Source organism: Aurantimonas sp., assembly GCF_964217435.1.
GTDB classification, from domain to species: domain Bacteria; phylum Pseudomonadota; class Alphaproteobacteria; order Rhizobiales; family Rhizobiaceae; genus Aurantimonas; species Aurantimonas coralicida.
On the sequence record NZ_CAXPJM010000002.1, the window covers coordinates 66003 to 84558 of the forward strand.

Annotated in this window: 21 protein-coding genes and 3 tRNA genes; 6 read left to right on the forward strand and 18 right to left on the reverse strand. The window is 66.7% G+C overall.

Annotation, left to right across the window (positions count from 1 at the left end):
* Positions 1-15: 15 nt before the first annotated feature.
* The 3 genes from ACEQX1_RS00360 to ACEQX1_RS00370 are packed head-to-tail and all read right to left on the reverse strand — an operon-like array spanning position 16 to position 1573.
* Positions 16-624 carry an NADH-quinone oxidoreductase subunit C gene (locus ACEQX1_RS00360; protein ID WP_370196402.1) on the reverse strand — a complete coding sequence of 203 codons (609 nt, stop codon included), beginning with the start codon at positions 622-624 and terminating at the stop codon, positions 16-18.
* 8 nt (positions 625-632) lie between these two features.
* Positions 633-1217 carry an NADH-quinone oxidoreductase subunit B family protein gene (locus tag ACEQX1_RS00365; RefSeq protein WP_024351147.1) on the reverse strand — a complete coding sequence of 195 codons (585 nt, stop codon included), beginning with the start codon at positions 1215-1217 and terminating at the stop codon, positions 633-635.
* Positions 1208-1573 carry an NADH-quinone oxidoreductase subunit A gene (locus ACEQX1_RS00370; protein ID WP_024351146.1) on the reverse strand — a complete coding sequence of 122 codons (366 nt, stop codon included), beginning with the start codon at positions 1571-1573 and terminating at the stop codon, positions 1208-1210. Before ACEQX1_RS00370 ends, ACEQX1_RS00365 begins: the two co-directional genes overlap by 10 nt.
* Positions 1574-1921: 348 nt before the next feature.
* On the opposite strand from ACEQX1_RS00370, the gene ACEQX1_RS00375 reads away from it, so the two are divergent.
* Complete coding sequence (locus ACEQX1_RS00375) at positions 1922-2251, forward strand: hypothetical protein (protein ID WP_228240353.1); 330 nt, start codon at positions 1922-1924, stop codon at positions 2249-2251.
* A gap of 143 nt (positions 2252-2394) precedes the next feature.
* Here the strand turns inward: ACEQX1_RS00375 and ACEQX1_RS00380 are convergent.
* A tRNA-Asp gene (locus ACEQX1_RS00380) sits at positions 2395-2471 on the reverse strand.
* Positions 2472-3108: 637 nt separating this feature from the next.
* On the opposite strand from ACEQX1_RS00380, the gene ACEQX1_RS00385 reads away from it, so the two are divergent.
* Both ACEQX1_RS00385 and ACEQX1_RS00390 read left to right on the forward strand, forming a co-directional pair.
* Positions 3109-3184: transfer RNA gene (locus tag ACEQX1_RS00385), tRNA-Val, on the forward strand.
* Between the two features lie 91 nt (positions 3185-3275).
* A complete protein-coding gene (locus ACEQX1_RS00390; protein WP_370195936.1) occupies positions 3276-4397 on the forward strand; it encodes an NAD(P)/FAD-dependent oxidoreductase in 1122 nt (373 codons plus the stop codon).
* Positions 4398-4508: 111 nt separating this feature from the next.
* Here ACEQX1_RS00390 and ACEQX1_RS00395 read toward each other — a convergent pair whose 3' ends face one another.
* The 12 genes from ACEQX1_RS00395 to ACEQX1_RS00450 all read right to left on the reverse strand — a co-directional run bounded on the left by ACEQX1_RS00395 (position 4509) and on the right by ACEQX1_RS00450 (position 15097).
* Positions 4509-5609, reverse strand: a complete 1101-nt coding sequence (locus tag ACEQX1_RS00395) for a YeeE/YedE family protein (RefSeq protein ID WP_370195937.1) — start codon at positions 5607-5609, stop codon at positions 4509-4511.
* Positions 5610-5827: 218 nt separating this feature from the next.
* Complete coding sequence (locus tag ACEQX1_RS00400) at positions 5828-6349, reverse strand: hypothetical protein (RefSeq protein ID WP_370195938.1); 522 nt, start codon at positions 6347-6349, stop codon at positions 5828-5830.
* A 14-nt stretch (positions 6350-6363) separates the two neighbouring features.
* A complete protein-coding gene (locus ACEQX1_RS00405; protein WP_370195939.1) occupies positions 6364-6897 on the reverse strand; it encodes a DsrE family protein in 534 nt (177 codons plus the stop codon).
* Between the two features lie 66 nt (positions 6898-6963).
* Positions 6964-8112, reverse strand: a complete 1149-nt coding sequence (locus ACEQX1_RS00410; RefSeq protein ID WP_370195940.1) for a c-type cytochrome — start codon at positions 8110-8112, stop codon at positions 6964-6966.
* A complete protein-coding gene (gene soxC / locus ACEQX1_RS00415; protein ID WP_370195942.1) occupies positions 8096-9391 on the reverse strand; it encodes a sulfite dehydrogenase in 1296 nt (431 codons plus the stop codon). Before soxC ends, ACEQX1_RS00410 begins: the two co-directional genes overlap by 17 nt.
* A 76-nt stretch (positions 9392-9467) precedes the next feature.
* Positions 9468-11162: a thiosulfohydrolase SoxB gene (gene soxB / locus ACEQX1_RS00420; protein WP_370195943.1), complete on the reverse strand. Its 1695-nt coding sequence runs from the start codon at positions 11160-11162 to the stop codon at positions 9468-9470.
* A 101-nt stretch (positions 11163-11263) separates the two neighbouring features.
* Positions 11264-12145: a sulfur oxidation c-type cytochrome SoxA gene (soxA, locus tag ACEQX1_RS00425; RefSeq protein WP_370196403.1), complete on the reverse strand. Its 882-nt coding sequence runs from the start codon at positions 12143-12145 to the stop codon at positions 11264-11266.
* A 48-nt stretch (positions 12146-12193) separates the two neighbouring features.
* Positions 12194-12520 (reverse strand): thiosulfate oxidation carrier complex protein SoxZ, encoded by a 327-nt coding sequence (soxZ, locus tag ACEQX1_RS00430; RefSeq protein WP_187389419.1) that lies wholly within the window; start codon positions 12518-12520, stop codon positions 12194-12196.
* 82 nt (positions 12521-12602) lie between these two features.
* Positions 12603-13058 carry a thiosulfate oxidation carrier protein SoxY gene (gene soxY / locus ACEQX1_RS00435; RefSeq protein ID WP_188076628.1) on the reverse strand — a complete coding sequence of 152 codons (456 nt, stop codon included), beginning with the start codon at positions 13056-13058 and terminating at the stop codon, positions 12603-12605.
* Positions 13059-13070: 12 nt separating this feature from the next.
* The gene (gene soxX, locus ACEQX1_RS00440) at positions 13071-13529 is read right to left on the reverse strand and encodes a sulfur oxidation c-type cytochrome SoxX (RefSeq protein ID WP_029703298.1); all 459 of its coding nucleotides are present in this window, start codon (positions 13527-13529) and stop codon (positions 13071-13073) included.
* A gap of 152 nt (positions 13530-13681) precedes the next feature.
* Positions 13682-14266, reverse strand: a complete 585-nt coding sequence (locus ACEQX1_RS00445) for a thioredoxin family protein (protein ID WP_370196404.1) — start codon at positions 14264-14266, stop codon at positions 13682-13684.
* Positions 14267-14362: 96 nt separating this feature from the next.
* Positions 14363-15097 (reverse strand): cytochrome c biogenesis CcdA family protein, encoded by a 735-nt coding sequence (locus ACEQX1_RS00450; RefSeq protein ID WP_024351133.1) that lies wholly within the window; start codon positions 15095-15097, stop codon positions 14363-14365.
* A gap of 162 nt (positions 15098-15259) precedes the next feature.
* Here ACEQX1_RS00450 and ACEQX1_RS00455 point away from each other — a divergent pair, with 162 nt between their 5' ends.
* The 3 genes from ACEQX1_RS00455 (at position 15260) to ACEQX1_RS00465 (ending at position 17236) form a co-directional block, all read left to right on the forward strand.
* Positions 15260-15643: a hypothetical protein gene (locus ACEQX1_RS00455; protein ID WP_040325696.1), complete on the forward strand. Its 384-nt coding sequence runs from the start codon at positions 15260-15262 to the stop codon at positions 15641-15643.
* 1 nt (position 15644) lies between these two features.
* Entirely contained in the window at positions 15645-16022 is a 378-nt protein-coding gene (locus ACEQX1_RS00460; RefSeq protein WP_370195624.1) for an ArsR/SmtB family transcription factor, read from the forward strand.
* An 80-nt stretch (positions 16023-16102) separates the two neighbouring features.
* The gene (locus tag ACEQX1_RS00465; protein WP_370196405.1) at positions 16103-17236 is read left to right on the forward strand and encodes a YeeE/YedE family protein; all 1134 of its coding nucleotides are present in this window, start codon (positions 16103-16105) and stop codon (positions 17234-17236) included.
* A gap of 1 nt (position 17237) precedes the next feature.
* Here the strand turns inward: ACEQX1_RS00465 and ACEQX1_RS00470 are convergent, their stop codons facing one another.
* Positions 17238-18140, reverse strand: a complete 903-nt coding sequence (locus ACEQX1_RS00470) for an MBL fold metallo-hydrolase (protein ID WP_370195622.1) — start codon at positions 18138-18140, stop codon at positions 17238-17240.
* Positions 18141-18372: 232 nt separating this feature from the next.
* Positions 18373-18449 (reverse strand) — tRNA-Pro (locus ACEQX1_RS00475).
* Positions 18450-18556 lie beyond the last annotated feature (107 nt).

The window sequence follows — 18556 nt, forward strand, 5'->3', positions numbered from 1 at the left end:
CACACGCTCCCTGCGCTACTGCTTGGCCTTCTCGTCTCCCGGCAGAACATACTCGGTTCCTTCCCAGGGTGACAGGAAGTCGAAATTGCGGAATTCCTGCCGCAGCTCGACCGGCTCGTACACCACCTGCTTCTTGGCCTCGTCGTAATGAACCTCGACGAAGCCGGTCAGCGGGAAGTCCTTGCGCAGCGGATAGCCCTCGAAACCGTAGTCGGTGAGGATGCGGCGCAGGTCCGGATGGCCGGTGAACAGGATGCCGTAGAAATCGTAGGCCTCGCGCTCGAACCAGTCAGCGCCGGCGAAGACGCCGGTGACGGACGGCACGGGCGCGTCCACGCCGGTGCGGACCTTGATGCGAATGCGCTGGTTCTGGCGCGGCGACAGCAGGTGATAGACCACCTCGAAACGCTCCGCGCGCTCCGGATAGTCGACGCCGCAGATGTCGACCAGGTTGATGAACTGGGTCTGCGGATCGTCTCGCAGGAAGGCCAGCACCCGGACGATGTCGGCCGGCGCGACGATCAGCGTCAGCTCGCCGAACGCGGTGATCGTCTCGATCAGCGTGTCGCCGAGCGTCTCGACGACATAGTCGGTCAGATCCTTCGTGGCGTGTTCGCGAATCATCTCTAACCTCAGCGCTCGATCGTGCCGGTCCGGCGGATCTTCTTCTGCAGAAGCAGGACGCCGTAGAGCAGAGCCTCGGCCGTCGGCGGACAGCCCGGGACGTAGATGTCGACCGGGACCACCCGGTCGCAGCCGCGCACCACCGAATAGGAATAGTGGTAGTAGCCGCCGCCATTGGCGCAGGAGCCCATCGAGATGACGTAGCGCGGCTCCGGCATCTGGTCGTAGACCTTGCGCAGCGCCGGGGCCATCTTGTTGGTCAGCGTGCCGGCGACGATCATCACGTCGGACTGGCGCGGCGAGGCGCGCGGCGCGAAGCCGAAGCGCTCGGCGTCATAGCGCGGCATCGACATCTGCATCATCTCGACGGCGCAACAGGCCAGGCCGAAGGTCATCCACATCAGCGAGCCGGTGCGGGCCCACTGGATGAGATCCTCGGTCGAGGTGACGAGAAAGCCCTTGTCGGCCAGCTCGTTGTTGACGTCGGTGACGAAGGGATCGGCCGTCGGCGCGACCATCTTGGGCCCGGCGACGCCGGCATCCGTCGATGGCGCATGTGCGACGAGCGGGCGGGACGTATCGATCAATCCCATTCCAGTGCTCCCTTCTTCCACTCGTAGATGAAGCCGACCGTCAGGACACCAAGAAACACCATCATCGACCAGAAGCCGAACCAGCCGAGGGTTCCGAAGGTCGCGGCCCAGGGGAACAAGAAGGCGACCTCGAGGTCGAAGATGATGAACAGGATCGAGACGAGATAGAACCGCACGTCGAACTTCATGCGGGAATCGTCGAAGGCGTCGAAGCCGCACTCGTAGGCGGACAGCTTCTCGTCGTCCGGCGCCTTGAACGCCAGAAGGAACGGAGAGACCAGAAGGGCCAGTCCGATGAGAAGCGCGACGCCGACGAAAATGACGATCGGCAGATAGGATGCGAGAAGTTCGGGCATCTCGATGTCCCCAGAATCAATGGCGACCGATCGGACGGCCGCAAACTCGCGATCATCCCTTCCGCAGGCCGCCGGAGAGCCGATCGGACCGGAGGCACCGGGGATCGGCGGATCGTGACGGCGAAAACAAGGGCCTTTCGCGCTGCGGCGAGAACTATCGCCTTCTCCCTGGCGAAGCAAGGCGGGAAGCGCCGGTATCGGGACCTGCGATCCGGGGCCGCAGGGCGCCGGCGGCAGCGCCGGATCGGCACCCTGCGGGCGGAGCCGACGCGTGGCCGTTGCGTTCCGCCCCCAAGCATCCGACGATCATGCCGGGCGCGGGAACGCCCCGCGAGCGGAGGAGCAGCCATGAACATGCGTGAGGACAAGGTCACGGACTGGCGCGCGATGCGCGAGGCGCCGCGCGACGGGAGCCGCATCCTGGCGACCGTGCGGGCCAGCGAGCAGGGACCGGCCGAGGTGGACGTGGTGCGCTGGGCCGCGCCGCGCGGGGCCTTCGAGCCGGAGTGGATCGCCACCGATTCCGACCCGGCCTGCCTGGTGACCTATGGCGACGACGAGCTGGTCGCCTGGATGCCCATCCCCTCCCCGACCCTGCCATCGGCGGCAGCGGAGACATCCTGGCCGCAGCCGGCCAACGAACGGGATTTCGAGGAGGAATCGGGATCGGGCATCTGAGCCGGACGCGCAACGCGGACCAACTGTTGCGATCGGATCAGCGGCACGCGCCATGGGGCGTCCAGACGCGCGATGCGCCGACGCTGCCTCGCGGCAGCCATCGGGGCTCGTCGGTTCGGAACTGATTGTTCTGAAAGAAAAAGTGGCGCGAGTGACGGGGCTCGAACCCGCGACCTCCGGCGTGACAGGCCGGCACTCTAACCGACTGAGCTACACCCGCGCTCCACCGCTCGGAAGCGGCTGATGAGCGGTCGTTTACGGCCAAGACCGGGGAGTGTCAAGCGACAAGCCGGGACAAAAATCATCGCAGTGCAAGATGATCCGGCTGCGCCGCACGGAAGCCCAGTTTACCGCGGTTTTGCGACGACGGGACGACACGCGGATTGCCGCGGCGAACCGCTGCCGAATCCGCTCGCAGCCAGAATCCGGACGAATCGAACCGGCATCTTTTTCGCGATTCACGGATGGATTCGCTTCGAGGGGACGAGACCGAAACGCCCGCGCCGTATTCTTTGGGTCCGGCGTCGGATCCGTCGGCGGCGATTGGGCCCTGGAGCATCAGATTCTTGGGCATCGCCGAGTCTGACAGCGCCAGCGACCGGATCGGCTTCGCCTTGAGGTCAACGAGCTTGGTCCGACAAGTCTGCCGGAATGACGTGACTGCGCGCGACATGGCGGAGCGCGACGGTCGACGACGCCAGCGCGCCCTTCCCGCGTGCTGGCCATCGGCCGCCAGACTGCAGTCGTCCAATGGTTCGGCTGCGGATCGTCGCGGTCGGCTCCCACAGGCCGGCGCACCGCGACAGGCGCATGGCGGGCTTGCGGCGCGGTGCGGAAAACCCTAGAGATTTGCGCGCGGGCGATTAGCTCAGTTGGTAGAGCGCCTCGTTTACACCGAGGATGTCGGCAGTTCGAGCCTGTCATCGCCCACCATTCCCGCCGCGGACGTCGCCGTCTCTCCGGCCCCATCGCGTCTGCCATGCCCCGCCCCTTTCAGATCACGTGACATGCGGAAACCGGGTTCATGAGTGATACGGACTGCGTCGTCGCCGGCGCCGGGGTCGTCGGCCTTGCGATCGCGCGGCGCCTGGCGCTTGCCGGACGCGAGGTGCTGGTGCTGGAAGCGGCGGACCATTTCGGGTCCGAGACCAGTTCGCGCAATTCCGAAGTCATCCACGCCGGCATCTACTACCCGGTCGGCAGCCTGAAGGCGCAGCTCTGCGTTGCCGGCCGCAAGGCGCTCTATGCCTATGCCGCCGAACGCCACGTGCCGCATGCGCGCACCGGCAAGCTGATCGTCGCCACCTCCGAGGCGCAGGTCGCCAGGCTCGGCGAGATCAGGGAAAAGGCGGCGCGCTGCGGCGTCGACGATCTGGTCCTTCTGTCCGGTGCTGAGGCGATGGAGATGGAGCCCGCGCTCACCTGCGTTGCCGCCCTGCATTCCCCCTCGACCGGCATCATCGACAGCCACGCCCTGATGCAGAGCTATCTCGGCGATCTGGATGCGGCGGGCGGCCAGGTGGTGTTCAACACCACGATCGCCTCGGGCCGGCTTGAGGATGGCGGCGTCCGGCTCGTCACCCGGGACCGGGCAAGCGGCGAGGAGACCGAGATCACCACCGACCTCCTGGTCAATGCCGCCGGTCTGCATGCCCAGCGTCTCGCCGGCGCCATCGAGGGCTTTCCCGCCGATCACGTTCCGGCCGCGACCTATGCCAAGGGCAATTACTTTGCCGCACCGGGCCGCACGCCATTCGAGCGGCTGATCTATCCGGTGCCCGAGGATGGCGGGCTGGGTGTTCACCTCACCTTCGATCTCGGCGGCCAGATGCGCTTCGGACCCGATGTCGAGTGGATCGACGGCATCGACTATGGCGTCGACCCCGACCGGGCGGCGGGCTTCTATGCGGAAATCCGGCGCTACTGGCCGGGCCTGCCCGACGATTCGCTGACCCCGGCCTATAGCGGCATCCGCTCCAAGCTGTCGGGGCCGGGCCAGCCGGCGGCCGATTTCCGCATCGACGGGCCACAGGTCCACGGCGTCGATGCGATGGTCAATCTGTTCGGGATCGAGAGTCCGGGCCTGACCGCGAGCCTGGCGATCGCCGATCATGTGGCCGACTGCCTGGGTCTCCCGAAGCGATAACGCAAGAAAAACCGGGAGTGCGGCGCGTTTCAATCATGGCGGGGAATCGCCATGACGCGCGCAGTGCTGCCGATGCTCGCGAGGCCTGACGCCTGACGCCCTCCGGCCGGATTATTCGGCCGGCGAGAGCGACGCGTCGTGCAGCGTGTCCGCCGCGGGGGACTGCTCCCGGTCGACGAAGCGATCGGCCAGCGCGGCGCCCACAACCATCGCGGCAAGGCCCACCAGTGACGAGACCGCCAGAACCGCGCCGCCCGTGAAGCCCGCGCCGATGGTGCAGCCGACCGCCAGGATGCCGCCGAAACCCATCAGCACGGCGCCGATCGTATAGCGCAAGACCGACGGCGTGCCGGGCTCGGAGAAGGTCGCGATACGGAAATTGCCGAACAGGATTGCTGCGAGGAACGCGCCGACGAGCGTGCCGATCAGGACGCCCTGATCGAGGCCGAAGAAGCTGTCCGGATCAGTGGCAAGCGCGCCGGTGGTGGCCAGCGGCCGGATATAGGACAGGCTCTCGGCCTGGATCGGCTCGAAAACCTGCAGCGACAGGGTGTAGGTGAAGTACCAGCCGGCGACGACGCTGGCGCCAACGCCGATGCCGCCGATGAAACGCCAGACGGACACCTTCGAGACCAGCGCAAGGGCCAGCGCGGAAACGGCAAGGATCGCGCCGATGGCGATGCCGGCTCCCTGACCAAGCCCGGCATGGGCGAGGAGGTCGTTGCCGCCGATCGCCGCCGTGCTCCACAGGCCGCCTGCCGCATCCCGCAAGGGGACGAGGACGCCGCTATAGGTTGCCAGACCGACGATCGCGACGATCACCGACGTATAGAGCGCGCGCAGATTGCCCGATGCCGCCAGCACGATCATCCGGGAGACGCAGCCCCGCGACAGCACCATGCCGAGGCCGAAGACGAGGCCGCCGATGATGGCGCCGGACAGGCTCTGGGCAGTGGAGAAGAAGCGCGTCTCGCGCACGTCGACATAGCCGTAATTGAGCAGAAGCTGGATGCCGAGCACCGCCACCGCGAAGCCGCCGGCCCAGACCGCCAGCGCGGACAGGCCACGCCGCCGGGTAAGATCCAGAACGGCCGAGCGCGTGCAGAACGCGCTGCGCTGGGCGAAGATGCCGAACAGGCCGCCGACGACGGCGCCGCCGATAAGCGCGGTGGCGTTCTCGCCGACGAGATCGATCAGGGGAACGAAATCCATCGCCATAGGTCCCGGTGCCATTGCAATAGCCGGAACATATGCGGAGTTCGCGATGTATTCGCGCTACAGGAATGCGGGCCGGGGCTGCAGGCGGAAACAGCTTTGCGGCAAACGGGCGCTGCGTGGATTCTCGTTCCCCCCGGCCGGTATCGGTCAGGTCCGGGCGTTCTCGACGGTATCGCGACCGGCTCTTGGGGCCGATGGGCTACTCACGGAGGTTACGGCTTGACGATGGTGTAGCCGGTCTCGTCGAGGCGGATCAGCTCGGCGACGCCGGCTTCCACCTCGTCAGCGAAGGAGACGATCTCTGGCCGCTCGCCCTCGGCCTGCTCGAGCGAATCGAGCGTGTTGCCGCAGGCCACGAAGCCGACATTCGGCATGCTTTGGTCGAAGGAGGTCAGCCGGTCCATCACCGGGGTGCGCTCCGGCCGCAGCATCTCGATGCCAGGGCCGTAGACGACGATGCGGATCTCCACCTCCTCGGCCTTGGCCGTGTAGAAGCGCGAGACATTGGCGGCGATGTCGAGCGCCGACCGCATCGCCGCCTCGTCATTGTCGGAGACCTGCAGCGCCAGCTTGTGGGTGACGAAGCCGCTGTCATCCTCGGCGTCCTGCGCCGAAGCCGCGGTGACGGTCTGACCGGCCGCCAGCATGGCGGCGGCGGCGAAGACCAGACCGGCCAGCGCCGCGGTCAGCCGGGTGCGCCGGAGCGCGATCGGTGCGGGGGCGTTGCTGGCCATGGTCTCGCCTTTCGTTACTGAAGCTCGAGCTCGGGATATTTCGCGATCACGTCGTCGCGGTTCATCCGCGGCGTGAGCGCCGGATACATGTAGCTGTAGCCGGCATTCTCGTATTTCGCGATGTCGATCACCGCCGCCGGGACGACGGTGAACAGGTCGTAGAATTCGTCCGGCGCGTAGCCCCGGCCCTTGGCGGCGTTGCGGCAGATATGGAACTCGACACCCTCGTCGGCCAGCTCCTTGACCGCATCATAGACGTCCGGGAAGGCCGCGCGGTTGAGGCGCGAGAAGCCATGCAGCTCGTTGCCATGGGCGACGACGACGAACTTCGAGCCCTCGAAATCGCCGAACTCCTTGGCGGCCTTGATGTGGTTGCGGATGAAGCCGAGCGCCCGCACGCCGTCGAACGGGGCATCGAAATTGAAATCGTAGAGCACCTTCTGCGCCTCGTACTGCACGGGCTCGAAGGACGATTTGTCGTCCGGACCGGCTTGGGCGACGAGCGACGACGCGACCAGCGCGGCGGCGGCTAGGAGGGCGATTTTCATGGCGATGCCTTTCACTCGGGTCTGACCCGGGCCCGCAGGCCCGGCGCGGACCCTACCGGCCCCGCGTCAGTCGACGTTACCACCCGCCGGCCCTTCGGCGCCACTGTCCGGCGTCACGTCGAGAACCTGCGCCCGCGAGGTGATCGACACCGGGCCCGGCTTGCAATCCGACATGCAGGGATCGGCATCGGCCTTGTAATGGGGCTCCGATGCGCGGTCGTCGGGGATGAAGGCGCCGGCATTCGGCATCTCGATGGTGGTGAAGTTCTCGTTGGACAGTTCGAACTCTTCGTCGGTCACCACGTCGTTCAGATAGAGGACATAGGCCGTCAGCGCGTAGACGTCGTCGTCGCTCAGCGACCGCGCATTGCCGAAGGGCATGGCCCGCCGGATGTAGTCGTAGGACGTCGACAGATGCGGCCAGTAGGAGCCGACGGTCTTTTCGGGCCGTTCGCGGGTGAGCGTGTCCCGCCCGCCGGCCAGCACCGGCCAGCGGCCCCTGCCCTCGCCGAAATCGCCGTGGCAGGAAGCGCATTGCTCGGTGAAGATCACCTCGCCGTCTGCGACCGTGCCGCTGCCGACCGGCAGTCCCTTGCCGTCCGGCCGGATATCGATGTCCCAGGCGGCGACTTCCGCCTCCGTCGCGGCGCGGCCGAGACGCATCGGGCCCGTGGACGATTCGCTATGCTGCGTTGGCACGGTTGCCGGCGCGGGGCGGCCGTGCGGCGATGCCTGCGCCTCCGCGTCGGGCTCCGGCTCGGCTTCGGGCTGGGCGGGAGCATCCTCGGCAGCAGCCGGTGCGGCCTCGGCCTTCTGTTCAGCCGAGAAGGTCGCGAGATAGGCCAGGAGATCGGTGAGCTCCTTGTCCTTCTTCAGGCCCGGAAACGCCATCCTATTGCCCGGCAGCATGCCGCGCGGATCGGCGAGATAGGCCGCCAGCGTCTCGTCGTTCCAGACGAGCCCCTCCGCCCCGGCGGTCTTCACGACGGGCGAGTAATTGTAGTCGTCGAGGCCACCGGCGGCGCGACCGTAGAGGTCGTTGAGATGCGGGCCGATCTTGTTCTTCGCCCCCTCGCCGACATCGTGGCAGGCGCGGCAGCGGTTGAAGACCTTCTTGCCGGCGGCCGCATCCCCTTCCTGCGCCAGTGCCGGCGCGGCGAACAGGCCGGCAGCGATCATGGCAACGGCGAGGATCGTTTCAGGACACTTCGACATTCTCGAGCCCTCCCTCGGCGTTCAGGTGCCAGGTCTGGATGCCGTTGTTGTGGTAGATGGAGTTCTCGCCCCGCGCGGCCCGCAGCGCGGACTTCGTCGGCTGGACGAAGCCCTCTTCGTCCATGGCTCGCGACTGCAGCAGCAGTTCGGAGCCGTCCCAGTCGAAATCGTAGTAGAATCGGTGCAGCGCCATCGGCAGGCTCGGCCCGTCGATCCGCGCTGTGTGCCAGTTGCGTCCCCCGTCGAGGGACACGTCCACCCGCTTGATCCTGCCATTGCCCGACCAGGCGAGCCCAGTCAGCACGGTGCGGCCGCGACCATGGGTGATCGGCGCCTGCGGGCTCGGATTGGTGATGACCGACTTCACCTCCATGCCCCAGGTGAATTTGCGCGCCGTGCCGTTCGCCAGGAGATCGGTGTATTTCGAGGTTTCCTCGCGCTGCTCCCAGGGCTGGTCGCCGACTTCCAGCCGGCGCAGCCATTTGACCCACATATTGCCTTCCCAGCCGGGCACGACGAGGCGCACCGGGTAGCCCTGTTCGGGCCGTAGCGCCTCGCCGTTCATCTTCCAGGCGACGAGGCAGTCGTCGAGAGCCTTCTCCATCGGGATCGAACGGGTCATCGCCGCGGCGTCGGCGCCCTCGGCGAGCAGCCATTTGCCGGCGGTCTTCACCCCGGCCTCCCCCAGCAGATAGCGGAGCGGCGTGCCGGTATACATGACGCAATGGACCATGCCGTGGGTGAATTGGCAGCCATTGAGCTGGGCACCGCGCCATTCCATGCCGCTATTGGCGGCGCATTCGAGGAAGTAGACGCGGTTCTCGCGCGGAAAGCGCTTGAGATCCTCCATGGTGAAGACCAGCGGACGATCGACGAGGCCATTGATCATCAGGCGATGTTCGTCCGGCGGCACCTCGGCGATCCCGGCATGGTGGCGCTCGAAGCAGAGGCCGTTCGGGGTGATGATCCCCTCCAGCTCGTGCAGCGGCGTGAAACTCACCGAACTCGTCGCATCGGCCGTCAGCCAGGACACGTCCCGGCGCACCACATGGGCCTCGAAGGGCGACGGCGTGCCATAGGGCCGCGCCACCACGCCTTCGCCGAGATAGCGGTTCCAGTCCTGGATCTCGGTGATCGCCGGATCCCCGCCGGCGGGGGCCGCGATGGCGCTTCGCAGGCCGGCCAGCCCCGCGGCTGCGGTTCCGCCGATCGCAAGACCGCGCTTCAGGAGGTTGCGGCGGGAGAGGCCGCGTTCGCTCGTTCCGGGTCCGTCGCTCATCCGCATTCCTCCCGACATATAAATATATGATATTTTGCATATATCATGCGGCAAGGCGCCTGTCGAGGCGCGGCTGTCAGCCCCGCACGGTCACGCTGCGGTTTTCCGTCGGCGAAATCTCGGGGTGGGTCTGCAGATAGCTTTCCACCAGATCCCAGATCGCCGGTCCCTCGGTGCCTTCGTTCACTGACGCCCAGCCCGCGACGACATAGTCGCGCCCGGCTTCGATCGGCTCCTGCGTGGCGAGGACGGTCATGTCGGAGATCCGCGATCCGATCTCCTTCGTCGGATCGATGCCGTAGCCGAGACCGCCGACGCGGACCATGTCGCCGCCCTGCTGGTAATACGGATCAACGTTGAAGAGGTTGTCGGCGACATCCTCCAGCACCGCCTTCAGCGTCTCGCCGCTCATCGTGTTGCGGTAGACCTCCGGATAGGTCATGGCGCAGACGGTGTGCAGATCCTCGACGGTGATGTCGCTGCCGGCGGGGACGGACGTGCCCCATCTGAAGCCCGGCGACAGCGCGATCTCGGCGTCGCGCTCGGCCAGAAGCGCGTCGCAGATGACGTCGTCCCAGGTGCCGTTGAAATTGCCGCGCCGATACAGAAGCCCGTCGGTGTGGCCGATGACCCGCTGGAGCTCGTCCGCATAGGGCGCGCGGACCTCGTCGATGACGGCGGCCATCTCCGCATCCGGGGTGATCACGTCGGAGAAGACCGGGATCAGCCGGTAGCGGAAATCCTTCAGGCGTCCGTCGGCGATGTCGAGATCGAGGCGGCTGAGGAACTTGCCGTTCGAGCCCGAGGCGATCAGCAGCGTGTTGCCGACCTGCACCGGCTCGGGCAGCGCGTCGTGGGTGTGGCCGGTCAGGATGATGTCGATGCCGTCGACGCGCGAGGCGAGCTTGCGGTCGACGTCGAAGCCGTTGTGGGACAGGAGCACGACGAGATCGGCCCCGGCCGCCCTCGCCTCTTCCACATGGGTGGCGATCTGTTCGTCGCGAATGCCGAAAGACCATCCGGGGATCAGCCAGGACGGGTTGGCGATCGGCGTATACGGAAAGGCCTGGCCGATCACCGCAACCTTGGAGCCGCCGCGCTCGAACATCTTCCATGCCTCGAAGGCCGGCTCGTCCCATTCGCGGTCGAAGATGTTGGAGCCGAGGAACGGGAATGGCAGCGCGGCGATCGCCTCCTCCACCCGCTCGGTGCCATAGGTGAATTCCCAATGGCCGGTCATGGCGTCCGGCGCGATGACGTTCATCGCCGTGATCATGTCGGCGCCGGCGGTCTTGTTGGCGGTATAACTGCCCTGCCAGGTGTCGCCGCCGTCCAGCAGCAGCACGTTGTCGTCGCCGCGCTCGGCCCGCGCCCGACGGACGATGGTCGCGATCCGATCGAGACCGCCCATCCGGCCGTAGCGCGAGGCCAGCGCCGAGAAGTCCTCGGAGGTCAGCGCATAGGCGTCCGGCGATCCCGGCGCGATGTCGTAGAGCTTCAGAAAGTCCGCGCCGCTGACATGGGGCGGCAGGCCAGCGACCTCGCCGATACCGATATTCACGGCGGGCTCGCGAAAGAAGACCGGCTTGAGCTGGGCGTGGATGTCGGTGACGTGGAGCAGCGTCAGATTGCCGAAATCGGGCGCGCCGAGCAAGGCATCCTCGCTCAGCGCCTGCTGGGCAGCGGCGCGGGACCAGCGTCCCGACAGACCGGAACCGGTGAGCGCCGCCAGCGCGACGGTCGCGGTCAGAAACTCACGTCTGGAGAACATGGCTCACCCCCGGTCCGGATCGCACGGGCGGTCCGGACTTGATTCCGTATCGAATTGTCAGATGCGCGAGGGGCGACCGCAGCCGCCCTCGCCGCGACTGGCTACTGGCGAACGGCCGGCGTCTCGACCGACAGGCCGCTACCGCGCCAGGCGGTGTAGACTTCCAGCGCCATCAGCTCGTCGGAGAAGGCCTTCGGGAACTCGGCCCGGGTGTCGCGAATGCAGCCGCGGAAACGGTTGTGCAGCGACACGAGATTGGCCTGCTTCAGACGATAGGTCGGAAAGCCGTTGGTGTTGCCCTGACTGAGGTGGTCGGCGCGGATGTAGCGACCGTTATTGTCCTCGTGGCAGGAGGCGCAGGACAGGTTGAGCTGGCCGGTGCGCAGATAATAGCGCTCCTTGCCCCGCTCCCACCAGCTCATCATCTCGCCGGCTGCCAGATCCACCTCGACGGGCGTTCCCAGTGACTGGTGCTTGATGAAGGCGGTCAGGTCCTTCTGGTCCTGGGCGTCGAACTTGTAGGGCTCGGCCTGCATGTGCTCGGTCCGGCAGGCATCGATCTGCAATTCGACATTGATCGGCCTGCTGTTCGCCGCGTCCCATTTGGGATAGCTGGCGCCGACGCCGGCCATGCTCTCGGAGGCGTCCTCGTGGCAGGTGGCGCAGGACTTGCCGGCGGCGCCCTCGACCGTGTTCCAGATATCCTCGCCCCGCTCGACATTCAGCATGCCGGGATTCTCGAAGCTGTCGGACTCGACCTGACGCGTCTCGGCTTCGCGGTAGAGCCAGCCGGAGCGCACCTTGTCGAAGGGATGGCCCTCCGGCTCGGTCGGCGCGGGCGCGACGGTGATCATTTCCTGGCCGTCGATGGACAGGCCCTCGTCGACCGGGTCGGCGAGAGCACCGGAAACGAGCGTGAGACTTCCCAGGCAGGACACACTCAACAGGGCGATAACAGTCTTCTTCACGCAATTTCCTCCCATTTCGAGGCTCGGCGCCGGACCGACCGATACCGCTCCCCCGTCCGGCGTCTACTTGACCTCGATGGTCTGTTCGTCGGTGTAGGTCTCACCGTTGTCGTCCACCCAGGTGAACTTGAACGTCCCGCTTTCGGGCACCTTGGCGGTGAACTCGAAATAGGGATTGGCCGACACGGCCGGCTCGATCTCGCACTCGAACACCTTGGTTCCGTTGAACTCGCAGGTGAACTTGTTGATGATCTGCCGCGGGATCGGATTGCCGTCCTTGTCCTTGCGCTGGCCGGATTCCATCTCGTGGCTGATCAGGGTCTTGATGGTGATGACTTCCCCGGCGCTGGCGCTCTTGGGAACCTTCACTCTCGGCTTCGGCGTTGCCATGTCTCGTTCTCCTGGGGTGACCATCCGCCTAAGCGGGCCGGGTCACGCATCGATCCTCGTGGGTGAAGCGGTCGCCTCGGCGTCAGCCGCCGCAGCCGCCGATCGTCACCTTGACTTCCTTGCGATCCGAATAGGTCGAACCATCGCTCATCTTGGCGACGGCGATGACGTTCTGGGTCTTGGCCAGCCGGATGCGCGTCGTCGCGGCGGCGGCGCCGCTCATCGGCGTGAAGTGGAAGGTCGCGACCTCGGGATTGGGATTGCCCTCGGCGAAGATCGTCACCGATTCCACGTAGCTGTCGTCGGTCATCGGGCTCTCGACATCGACGGAGATCGGCACGGTGTTGCCGTTCTCGGCGATCTCGGGCGCCGTCAGGGTGATCTTGCCGGTTTCCGGCGTCTTGCCGCCGGTGAAGTCCGACAGCGCCTTCTCGGTCGCTTCGACCGTGGCAAAGGCCCGGCCCGGCGCGAAGGCGAACATGCCCGCCGTGGCCGCTCCGGCGGACAGGGCGAAAAGCTTGCGTCTCGTCACGTACATGGAATGTCCTTCCTATTCGCCCTTGAGCGTCGCCAGATAGGCGACGACGTCTTCGACCTGCTGGGCCGAAAGGATCGTCTTGCCCTGGAATTTCTCGGCCACGTCCACGCCGACATCCAGCGTGTAGAACCCCGGCATGATGGTCTGCTCGCCGAAGATTTCCTTGGCGTTCGCGACGATCGCGCGGATCTGGCCCGGCTCCCAGCGCTCGGCGACGCCGTCGAGCGCCGGTCCGACATTGCCGTGGAACAGCTCGCTCTCGAGATCCTGCACCATGTGGCAGGCAAGGCAGTTGCCGAGACCGCGATTGGCGAAGACCTTGCGCCCCTCGACCGGGTCGCCCGGCTGACCGGTCAGCGAATCCGCCACCGCCATGTCTGCGAAGGACACATCGGCCGGGGCGGTTTCTGCAGCGAGTGCCAGCGGCGTCAGGGCCACGGACAATGCAAGGCTCAGCGCGAACGAACGCATCATGGACAAGGCTTCCTCCCGAATGTCGGCTTTGGGTAGCCGATCTGCTTCGATCCTGTCGACCCAGTAAAGCAGGACGGCGACATCAATTCAAGTATTGTTATTTTCGAATGTATTGTAGCAGTGCAATAATCTTGCTGCACTGCAGCAAGTCATTCAGTCGTTTCCATCGCCCCGCCGTCGGCCGCCAGCTTGCGCGCATGGTATTTCTGGAAGTGCTCGTCGCCCTCGTAGCCCTTCTCGCGAACCCACTGGAACATATGCAGGAACGTCGACTTGCCGAAGGCGCCGGGCATGGTCGCGACAGCCGCCTCCCCGACGGTTCCGTCCGCCGGGGTAATTTCCGGCATGAACAGGATGGTCGGGGTGAAGACGACGCTCCAGCGGCGGGCCGCGGTCTTCTCCGACAGCGACGATCCGTCCAGATCGGTGACCTCCTCGTCGCCGAACATGTTGTACTGCACCACGTTGAAATTCGCCGTGATGTAGTCGCGCACCTGCGGATCGGACAGCACCTCCTCGTGCATCTTGCGGCAGTAGATGCAGCCGCGCTGCTCGAAGACGATGGCGAGGCGCTTGCCCTCCTCGCGGGCGGTCTCGATGTCCTCGGCGACGTCCCGGAACGACAGCGAGAACCAGGGCTGCTTGTGCAGGCCATCGTCGCCGATCTCGGCGGCGTGAGACAGCGTCATCGCGGCCAGAAACGCCACCAGCGACAGCATGAAGATCCGTGCCATATCGTCCTCCTCGACGTGCGATCATCCTTGGCGAGACCGACTGGAGGCCCCGCCTGCCCTGCATGCGCCCGCCGCCCCGGAGCGGCCGGCTTCCTTCTAGCCGATCGTCGCGAAGACCGGAAAGGTCTCGAGCAGCCAGTAGGAGATGGTGGCCATCTGTCCGGTGACGAACAGGATACCGGTGAACACCAGCGCGCCGCCCATGATCTTCTCGACCGTCGCCATGTGCCGGCGCATCCGTGCCGCGAAGGCCAGGAACCTTGTGGCGAAGGCGGCGGCCAGCAGGAACGGCACGCCGATCCCGATGGAATAGGTGGCCAGCAGCCCGGCGCCGCGCAAGGCGGTGTCCTGCGACCCGGCGACGAACAGGATTGCCGCCAGCACCGGCCCGACGCAAGGCGTCCAGCCGAAGGCGAAGGCGAGGCCGATGACATAGGCGCCGAGCGGCCCGGCGGGCTTCTGGGCGACGTTCACCCGCGCCTCGCGGTAGAGCAGCGACAGCCGGAAGACGCCGAGAAAGTGCAGGCCCATGATGATGATGATAATGCCGGCAACGACCGACAGGACATCGAACCATTGGGCGATCACCTGCCCGACCAGGCTCGCCGTGGCGCCGAGCGCGACGAAGACCGTGGTGAAACCGGCCACGAAGGCCAGCGAGGCCAGCATGATCTGCCGCGCCACGGCCGGTTCGGTGCCGCGTTCGCGAACCTGGTCGAAGCTCAGCCCGGCCAGATAGGCGAGATAGGGCGGAACGATCGGCAACACGCAGGGCGAGACGAAGCTGAGAAGCCCCGCCAGCAGTGCGGCGCCATAGCCGACATCGAGCATTTGGACGTTTCCGATTGCGAACTTATCTGAGGCCAGCAACGGTCGCCGGCTTGCTCCGGCGGGATCCGGCCATTAGATAGAAGAATGCATATGTTATCATCTATTGCAATTCCACCGACCGGGCGCCCGCGCTGCCCCGTTGGGCGAGTCGGACGGTCGATCGTGGCCGCGGTCTTCGCATGGACGCTGCTGGGTGTGACCGCAAGCCCGTCCCTCGCCGCCGAACTCCTGATGCTGGAACGGCCCGGCTGTATCTGGTGCGCGCGTTTCGACGCGGAGATCGCGCCGGCCTATCCGAAGACCGAGGCCGGCCGCACCGCTCCGCTGCGCCGGGTCGACGTCAGCGAGCCGTGGCCGGACGATCTGCAGCATATTGCGCCGGAGCGGGTGACACCGACCTTCATTCTGGTCGACAATGACCGGGAGATCGCGCGGCTGCGCGGCTATCCCGGCGAAGACTTCTTCTGGGGCCTTCTCGACGACATGCTGGCCGACCTGCCGGCCAGGACCGCGGCTTCGCGCGCACCGACCCGACCGAGCGAGTGACTTGAGCAATCTGACCAACTGGGCCGTTCCCAAATTCGATCCCTCGACCTCGCCTGAAGAGACCGAGGCCTTCTTCGCACAGGCCCGCAAGGCGAGCGATCTCCTGAAGGCGATGTCGCACGAAACGCGGCTCGTCATCTTGTGCCTGTTGTCGGAGAAGGAGCGCTCCGTCGGCGACATCGAGGCGATCCTGTCGATGCCCCAGGCGGCGGTGTCGCAGCAGCTCGCCCGACTGCGCTTCGACCGGCTGGTCAAGACGCGGCGCGAGGGGCGCACGGTCTATTACAGCCTCGCCAGCGAGGAGGTCACCTCGCTGATCGGGACGCTGTACGAATTGTTCTGCGCGCCCGTCAGAGGCGCGCCGGACGCGCCGCGCTGAGCGTCTTCGGCGGGTGAGTAGCCCGCCGGGTACGACGGCGGTCGGCTTGTCAGCGCTGCGGGCCGGGCATAGGCTCGCAGATGGATGCGCCCCTCGGGCGCTCGGGAGGCACCGACATGCTGGTGGAAAGCGGCCTTGCGCTGCCGCTGGCGGGACTGCTCGCCGGCACGGCGATGGGCTATGTCGCCCGCAGACATCATTTCTGCACCCTCTCGGCGCTGGAACGGCGCTGGTACGCCGGCGACGACAACGGCCTGCGCGCCTGGGGCCTCGCCATTCTCGTGGCGATCCTGCTCACCCAGATTCTCGTCCTTGCCGGCCGGTTCGCCCCGGAGCAGAGCTTCTATCTCACCCCCGCCTTCGGCTGGACCGGGGCGATCCTCGGCGGCCTCGCCTTCGGTGTCGGCATGGCACTGGTCGGCACCTGCGGCTTCGGCGCGCTGGTGCGGCTGGGGGGCGGCTCGCTGCGCGGGCTGGTGGTCATCATCGTGCTCGGCCTGTCGGCCCTCGCCGCCCAGCGCGGCGTCCTGGCGCTCGGCCGCGTCGCCCTCGTCGATTCGCAGGCCTATGATCTGAGCCGGCTCGGGGCGCCGGACCAGACCCTTGGCGCCGTCGCCAGCGCGCTTGCCGGCCGCGACCTCAGATGGCTGATGACCCTCGCCGTCGTCGCGGCGCTCGGCACCTGGGTCTTCCGCTCCGCCAGCTTCCGCGCCGACCGTGGCAAGATCCTCGCCGGCATCGTCATCGGCGCTGCCGTGGCCTTCGGCTGGCTGGCGACGGCGCATGTTGCCGGCCTCTCCTTCGTGCCGGTGCAGGTGGAAAGCGCCTCCTTCGTGGTGCCGCCCGGCGACCTGATCCTGCAGATCGTTGCCTATACCGGCGCCCTGCCCGACTACGGCGTCGGGCTCGTCCTCGGCGTGGTCGTCGGCGCGGCGCTTGCCGCCTGGCGTCGCGGCGACGTGCGCTGGGAAGCCTGCGACGACGCCCGCGAATTGTCGCGGCACCTCGTCGGCGCAATGCTGATGGGGGTCGGCGGGGTATTCTCGCTGGGCTGCACGATCGGCCAGGGCATCTCGGCCGCCTCATTGCTCACCATCTCGGCGCCGATCGTGCTGATCTCGATCGCCATCGGCGCGCGGCTGGGCCTCGCCTATATCCTCGAAGGGTCTATCCGCCACGCCTTCCGCGGCATCGAGCGGCGGCCGGCCGAATAGCTCAGGCTTCCGGCACGAAGCGATAGGCGGCGCCGTCCGTCTCGACGCGGCCCAGCCCGCCCTGCGGCAGGTGGAAGCCGACGAAGCGCAGCCTGTCGGCTGCCAGGCGGTCGAGCAGACGGCGGCGGGTCGCCGCGCCCATCTCGGGGTCCTGGTCGGCGCCCCATGGCAGATCCGGCCGTGCGAAGGAGACCGGGTCGTTGGAGATGGCGTCGCCGACCACCATCGCCGGCGCATCGAGGCCGTGCAGTACGAAGGCGCAATGGCCCGGCGTGTGCCCGAAGGCTGCCATGGCCTCGACGCCGGCAACCGGCTCGGAACCGGCGTCGAAGAGCGTCGTCCTCTCTTCGATGGCATCGAAGCGGCTGCGCGCCCCGACGACGAAGCTCTGCCGCTCCTCCGGCAGACCGGTCAGCGCCGCTTCGGAGCGCCAGAAATCCCACTCGGTGCGGCAGATGTGAAAGGCCGCCTCGGGAAAGGCGATCTCGTCGAAATCGTCGAGGACGCCCCAGATGTGATCGGGATGGGCGTGGGTGAAGATGACGTCGGTGATCGCGCCGGGATCGATGCCCGCCGCGTCGAGACTGTCCGACAGGCGGCCTGCGCTCGGCATGAAGTTCGGCCCCGATCCCGCATCGAACAGGACCAGACGCTCGCCGCTGCGATAGAGGGTCAGATTGCAGGGCGGCGTCAGCACCGTCCCCTCGCCCGTCGCCGGAAGACCGAGTTGTCTCCGATCCTCGTCCGGCAGGCCGGACAGGAGAAACGACGCCGGCAGTTCCAGATGGCCATCGCTGAGTGTCGCCAGCGGATCCGCCGGCGATGCCGCGCGGACCATACCCCCGGCCGCGATCGCGCCGGCCAGGGCGGCCCCGCCGACCATCAGATTGCGTCGCGTGATCATGGCGTCCTCCCTTAAAACCTGTTGACCGCATTCATACATGCGCTTTTCGCGATGTATAGGCGTTGAGGGAGGACCGAGCCCGCGTGCATTGCCCTGGCCATCACGGGGCAAAGGCGCAAAAGGCCTGCTCCAGCAGCTTCCGCGCCCGCCGCAAGACAGCGACTGAAGTCTGAAAGAATGATCGGGAAATCGTGCTCTCGACGAAGACGGATACCGTCTTCGGAGAAGTGCATGGTCGGAGTGGCAGGATTCGAACCTGCGACCCCCTCGTCCCGAACGAGGTGCGCTACCAGGCTGCGCTACACTCCGTGACCTGCGCCGCGGTGTATAGCGACGGTGTCCTTCGCCTGCAAGCGCAGATCACGCATTCTGTCGTGCAAATTTCGCATTTTCCGCCGGCGGTGCCGACGGCCTGC

Bases quoted from the DNA above. Each gene is read 5' to 3' on its own strand.
- ACEQX1_RS00360 (WP_370196402.1), bottom strand. From the start codon at position 624: ATGATTCGCGAACACGCCACGAAGGATCTGACCGACTATGTCGTCGAG.
- ACEQX1_RS00365 (WP_024351147.1), bottom strand. From the start codon at position 1,217: ATGGGATTGATCGATACGTCCCGCCCGCTCGTCGCACATGCGCCATCG.
- ACEQX1_RS00370 (WP_024351146.1), bottom strand. From the start codon at position 1,573: ATGCCCGAACTTCTCGCATCCTATCTGCCGATCGTCATTTTCGTCGGC.
- ACEQX1_RS00375 (WP_228240353.1), top strand. From the start codon at position 1,922: ATGAACATGCGTGAGGACAAGGTCACGGACTGGCGCGCGATGCGCGAG.
- ACEQX1_RS00390 (WP_370195936.1), top strand. From the start codon at position 3,276: ATGAGTGATACGGACTGCGTCGTCGCCGGCGCCGGGGTCGTCGGCCTT.
- ACEQX1_RS00395 (WP_370195937.1), bottom strand. From the start codon at position 5,609: ATGGATTTCGTTCCCCTGATCGATCTCGTCGGCGAGAACGCCACCGCG.
- ACEQX1_RS00400 (WP_370195938.1), bottom strand. From the start codon at position 6,349: ATGGCCAGCAACGCCCCCGCACCGATCGCGCTCCGGCGCACCCGGCTG.
- ACEQX1_RS00405 (WP_370195939.1), bottom strand. From the start codon at position 6,897: ATGAAAATCGCCCTCCTAGCCGCCGCCGCGCTGGTCGCGTCGTCGCTC.
- ACEQX1_RS00410 (WP_370195940.1), bottom strand. From the start codon at position 8,112: ATGTCGAAGTGTCCTGAAACGATCCTCGCCGTTGCCATGATCGCTGCC.
- soxC (WP_370195942.1), bottom strand. From the start codon at position 9,391: ATGAGCGACGGACCCGGAACGAGCGAACGCGGCCTCTCCCGCCGCAAC.
- soxB (WP_370195943.1), bottom strand. From the start codon at position 11,162: ATGTTCTCCAGACGTGAGTTTCTGACCGCGACCGTCGCGCTGGCGGCG.
- soxA (WP_370196403.1), bottom strand. From the start codon at position 12,145: ATGGGAGGAAATTGCGTGAAGAAGACTGTTATCGCCCTGTTGAGTGTG.
- soxZ (WP_187389419.1), bottom strand. From the start codon at position 12,520: ATGGCAACGCCGAAGCCGAGAGTGAAGGTTCCCAAGAGCGCCAGCGCC.
- soxY (WP_188076628.1), bottom strand. From the start codon at position 13,058: ATGTACGTGACGAGACGCAAGCTTTTCGCCCTGTCCGCCGGAGCGGCC.
- soxX (WP_029703298.1), bottom strand. From the start codon at position 13,529: ATGCGTTCGTTCGCGCTGAGCCTTGCATTGTCCGTGGCCCTGACGCCG.
- ACEQX1_RS00445 (WP_370196404.1), bottom strand. From the start codon at position 14,266: ATGGCACGGATCTTCATGCTGTCGCTGGTGGCGTTTCTGGCCGCGATG.
- ACEQX1_RS00450 (WP_024351133.1), bottom strand. From the start codon at position 15,097: ATGCTCGATGTCGGCTATGGCGCCGCACTGCTGGCGGGGCTTCTCAGC.
- ACEQX1_RS00465 (WP_370196405.1), top strand. From the start codon at position 16,103: ATGGATGCGCCCCTCGGGCGCTCGGGAGGCACCGACATGCTGGTGGAA.
- ACEQX1_RS00470 (WP_370195622.1), bottom strand. From the start codon at position 18,140: ATGATCACGCGACGCAATCTGATGGTCGGCGGGGCCGCCCTGGCCGGC.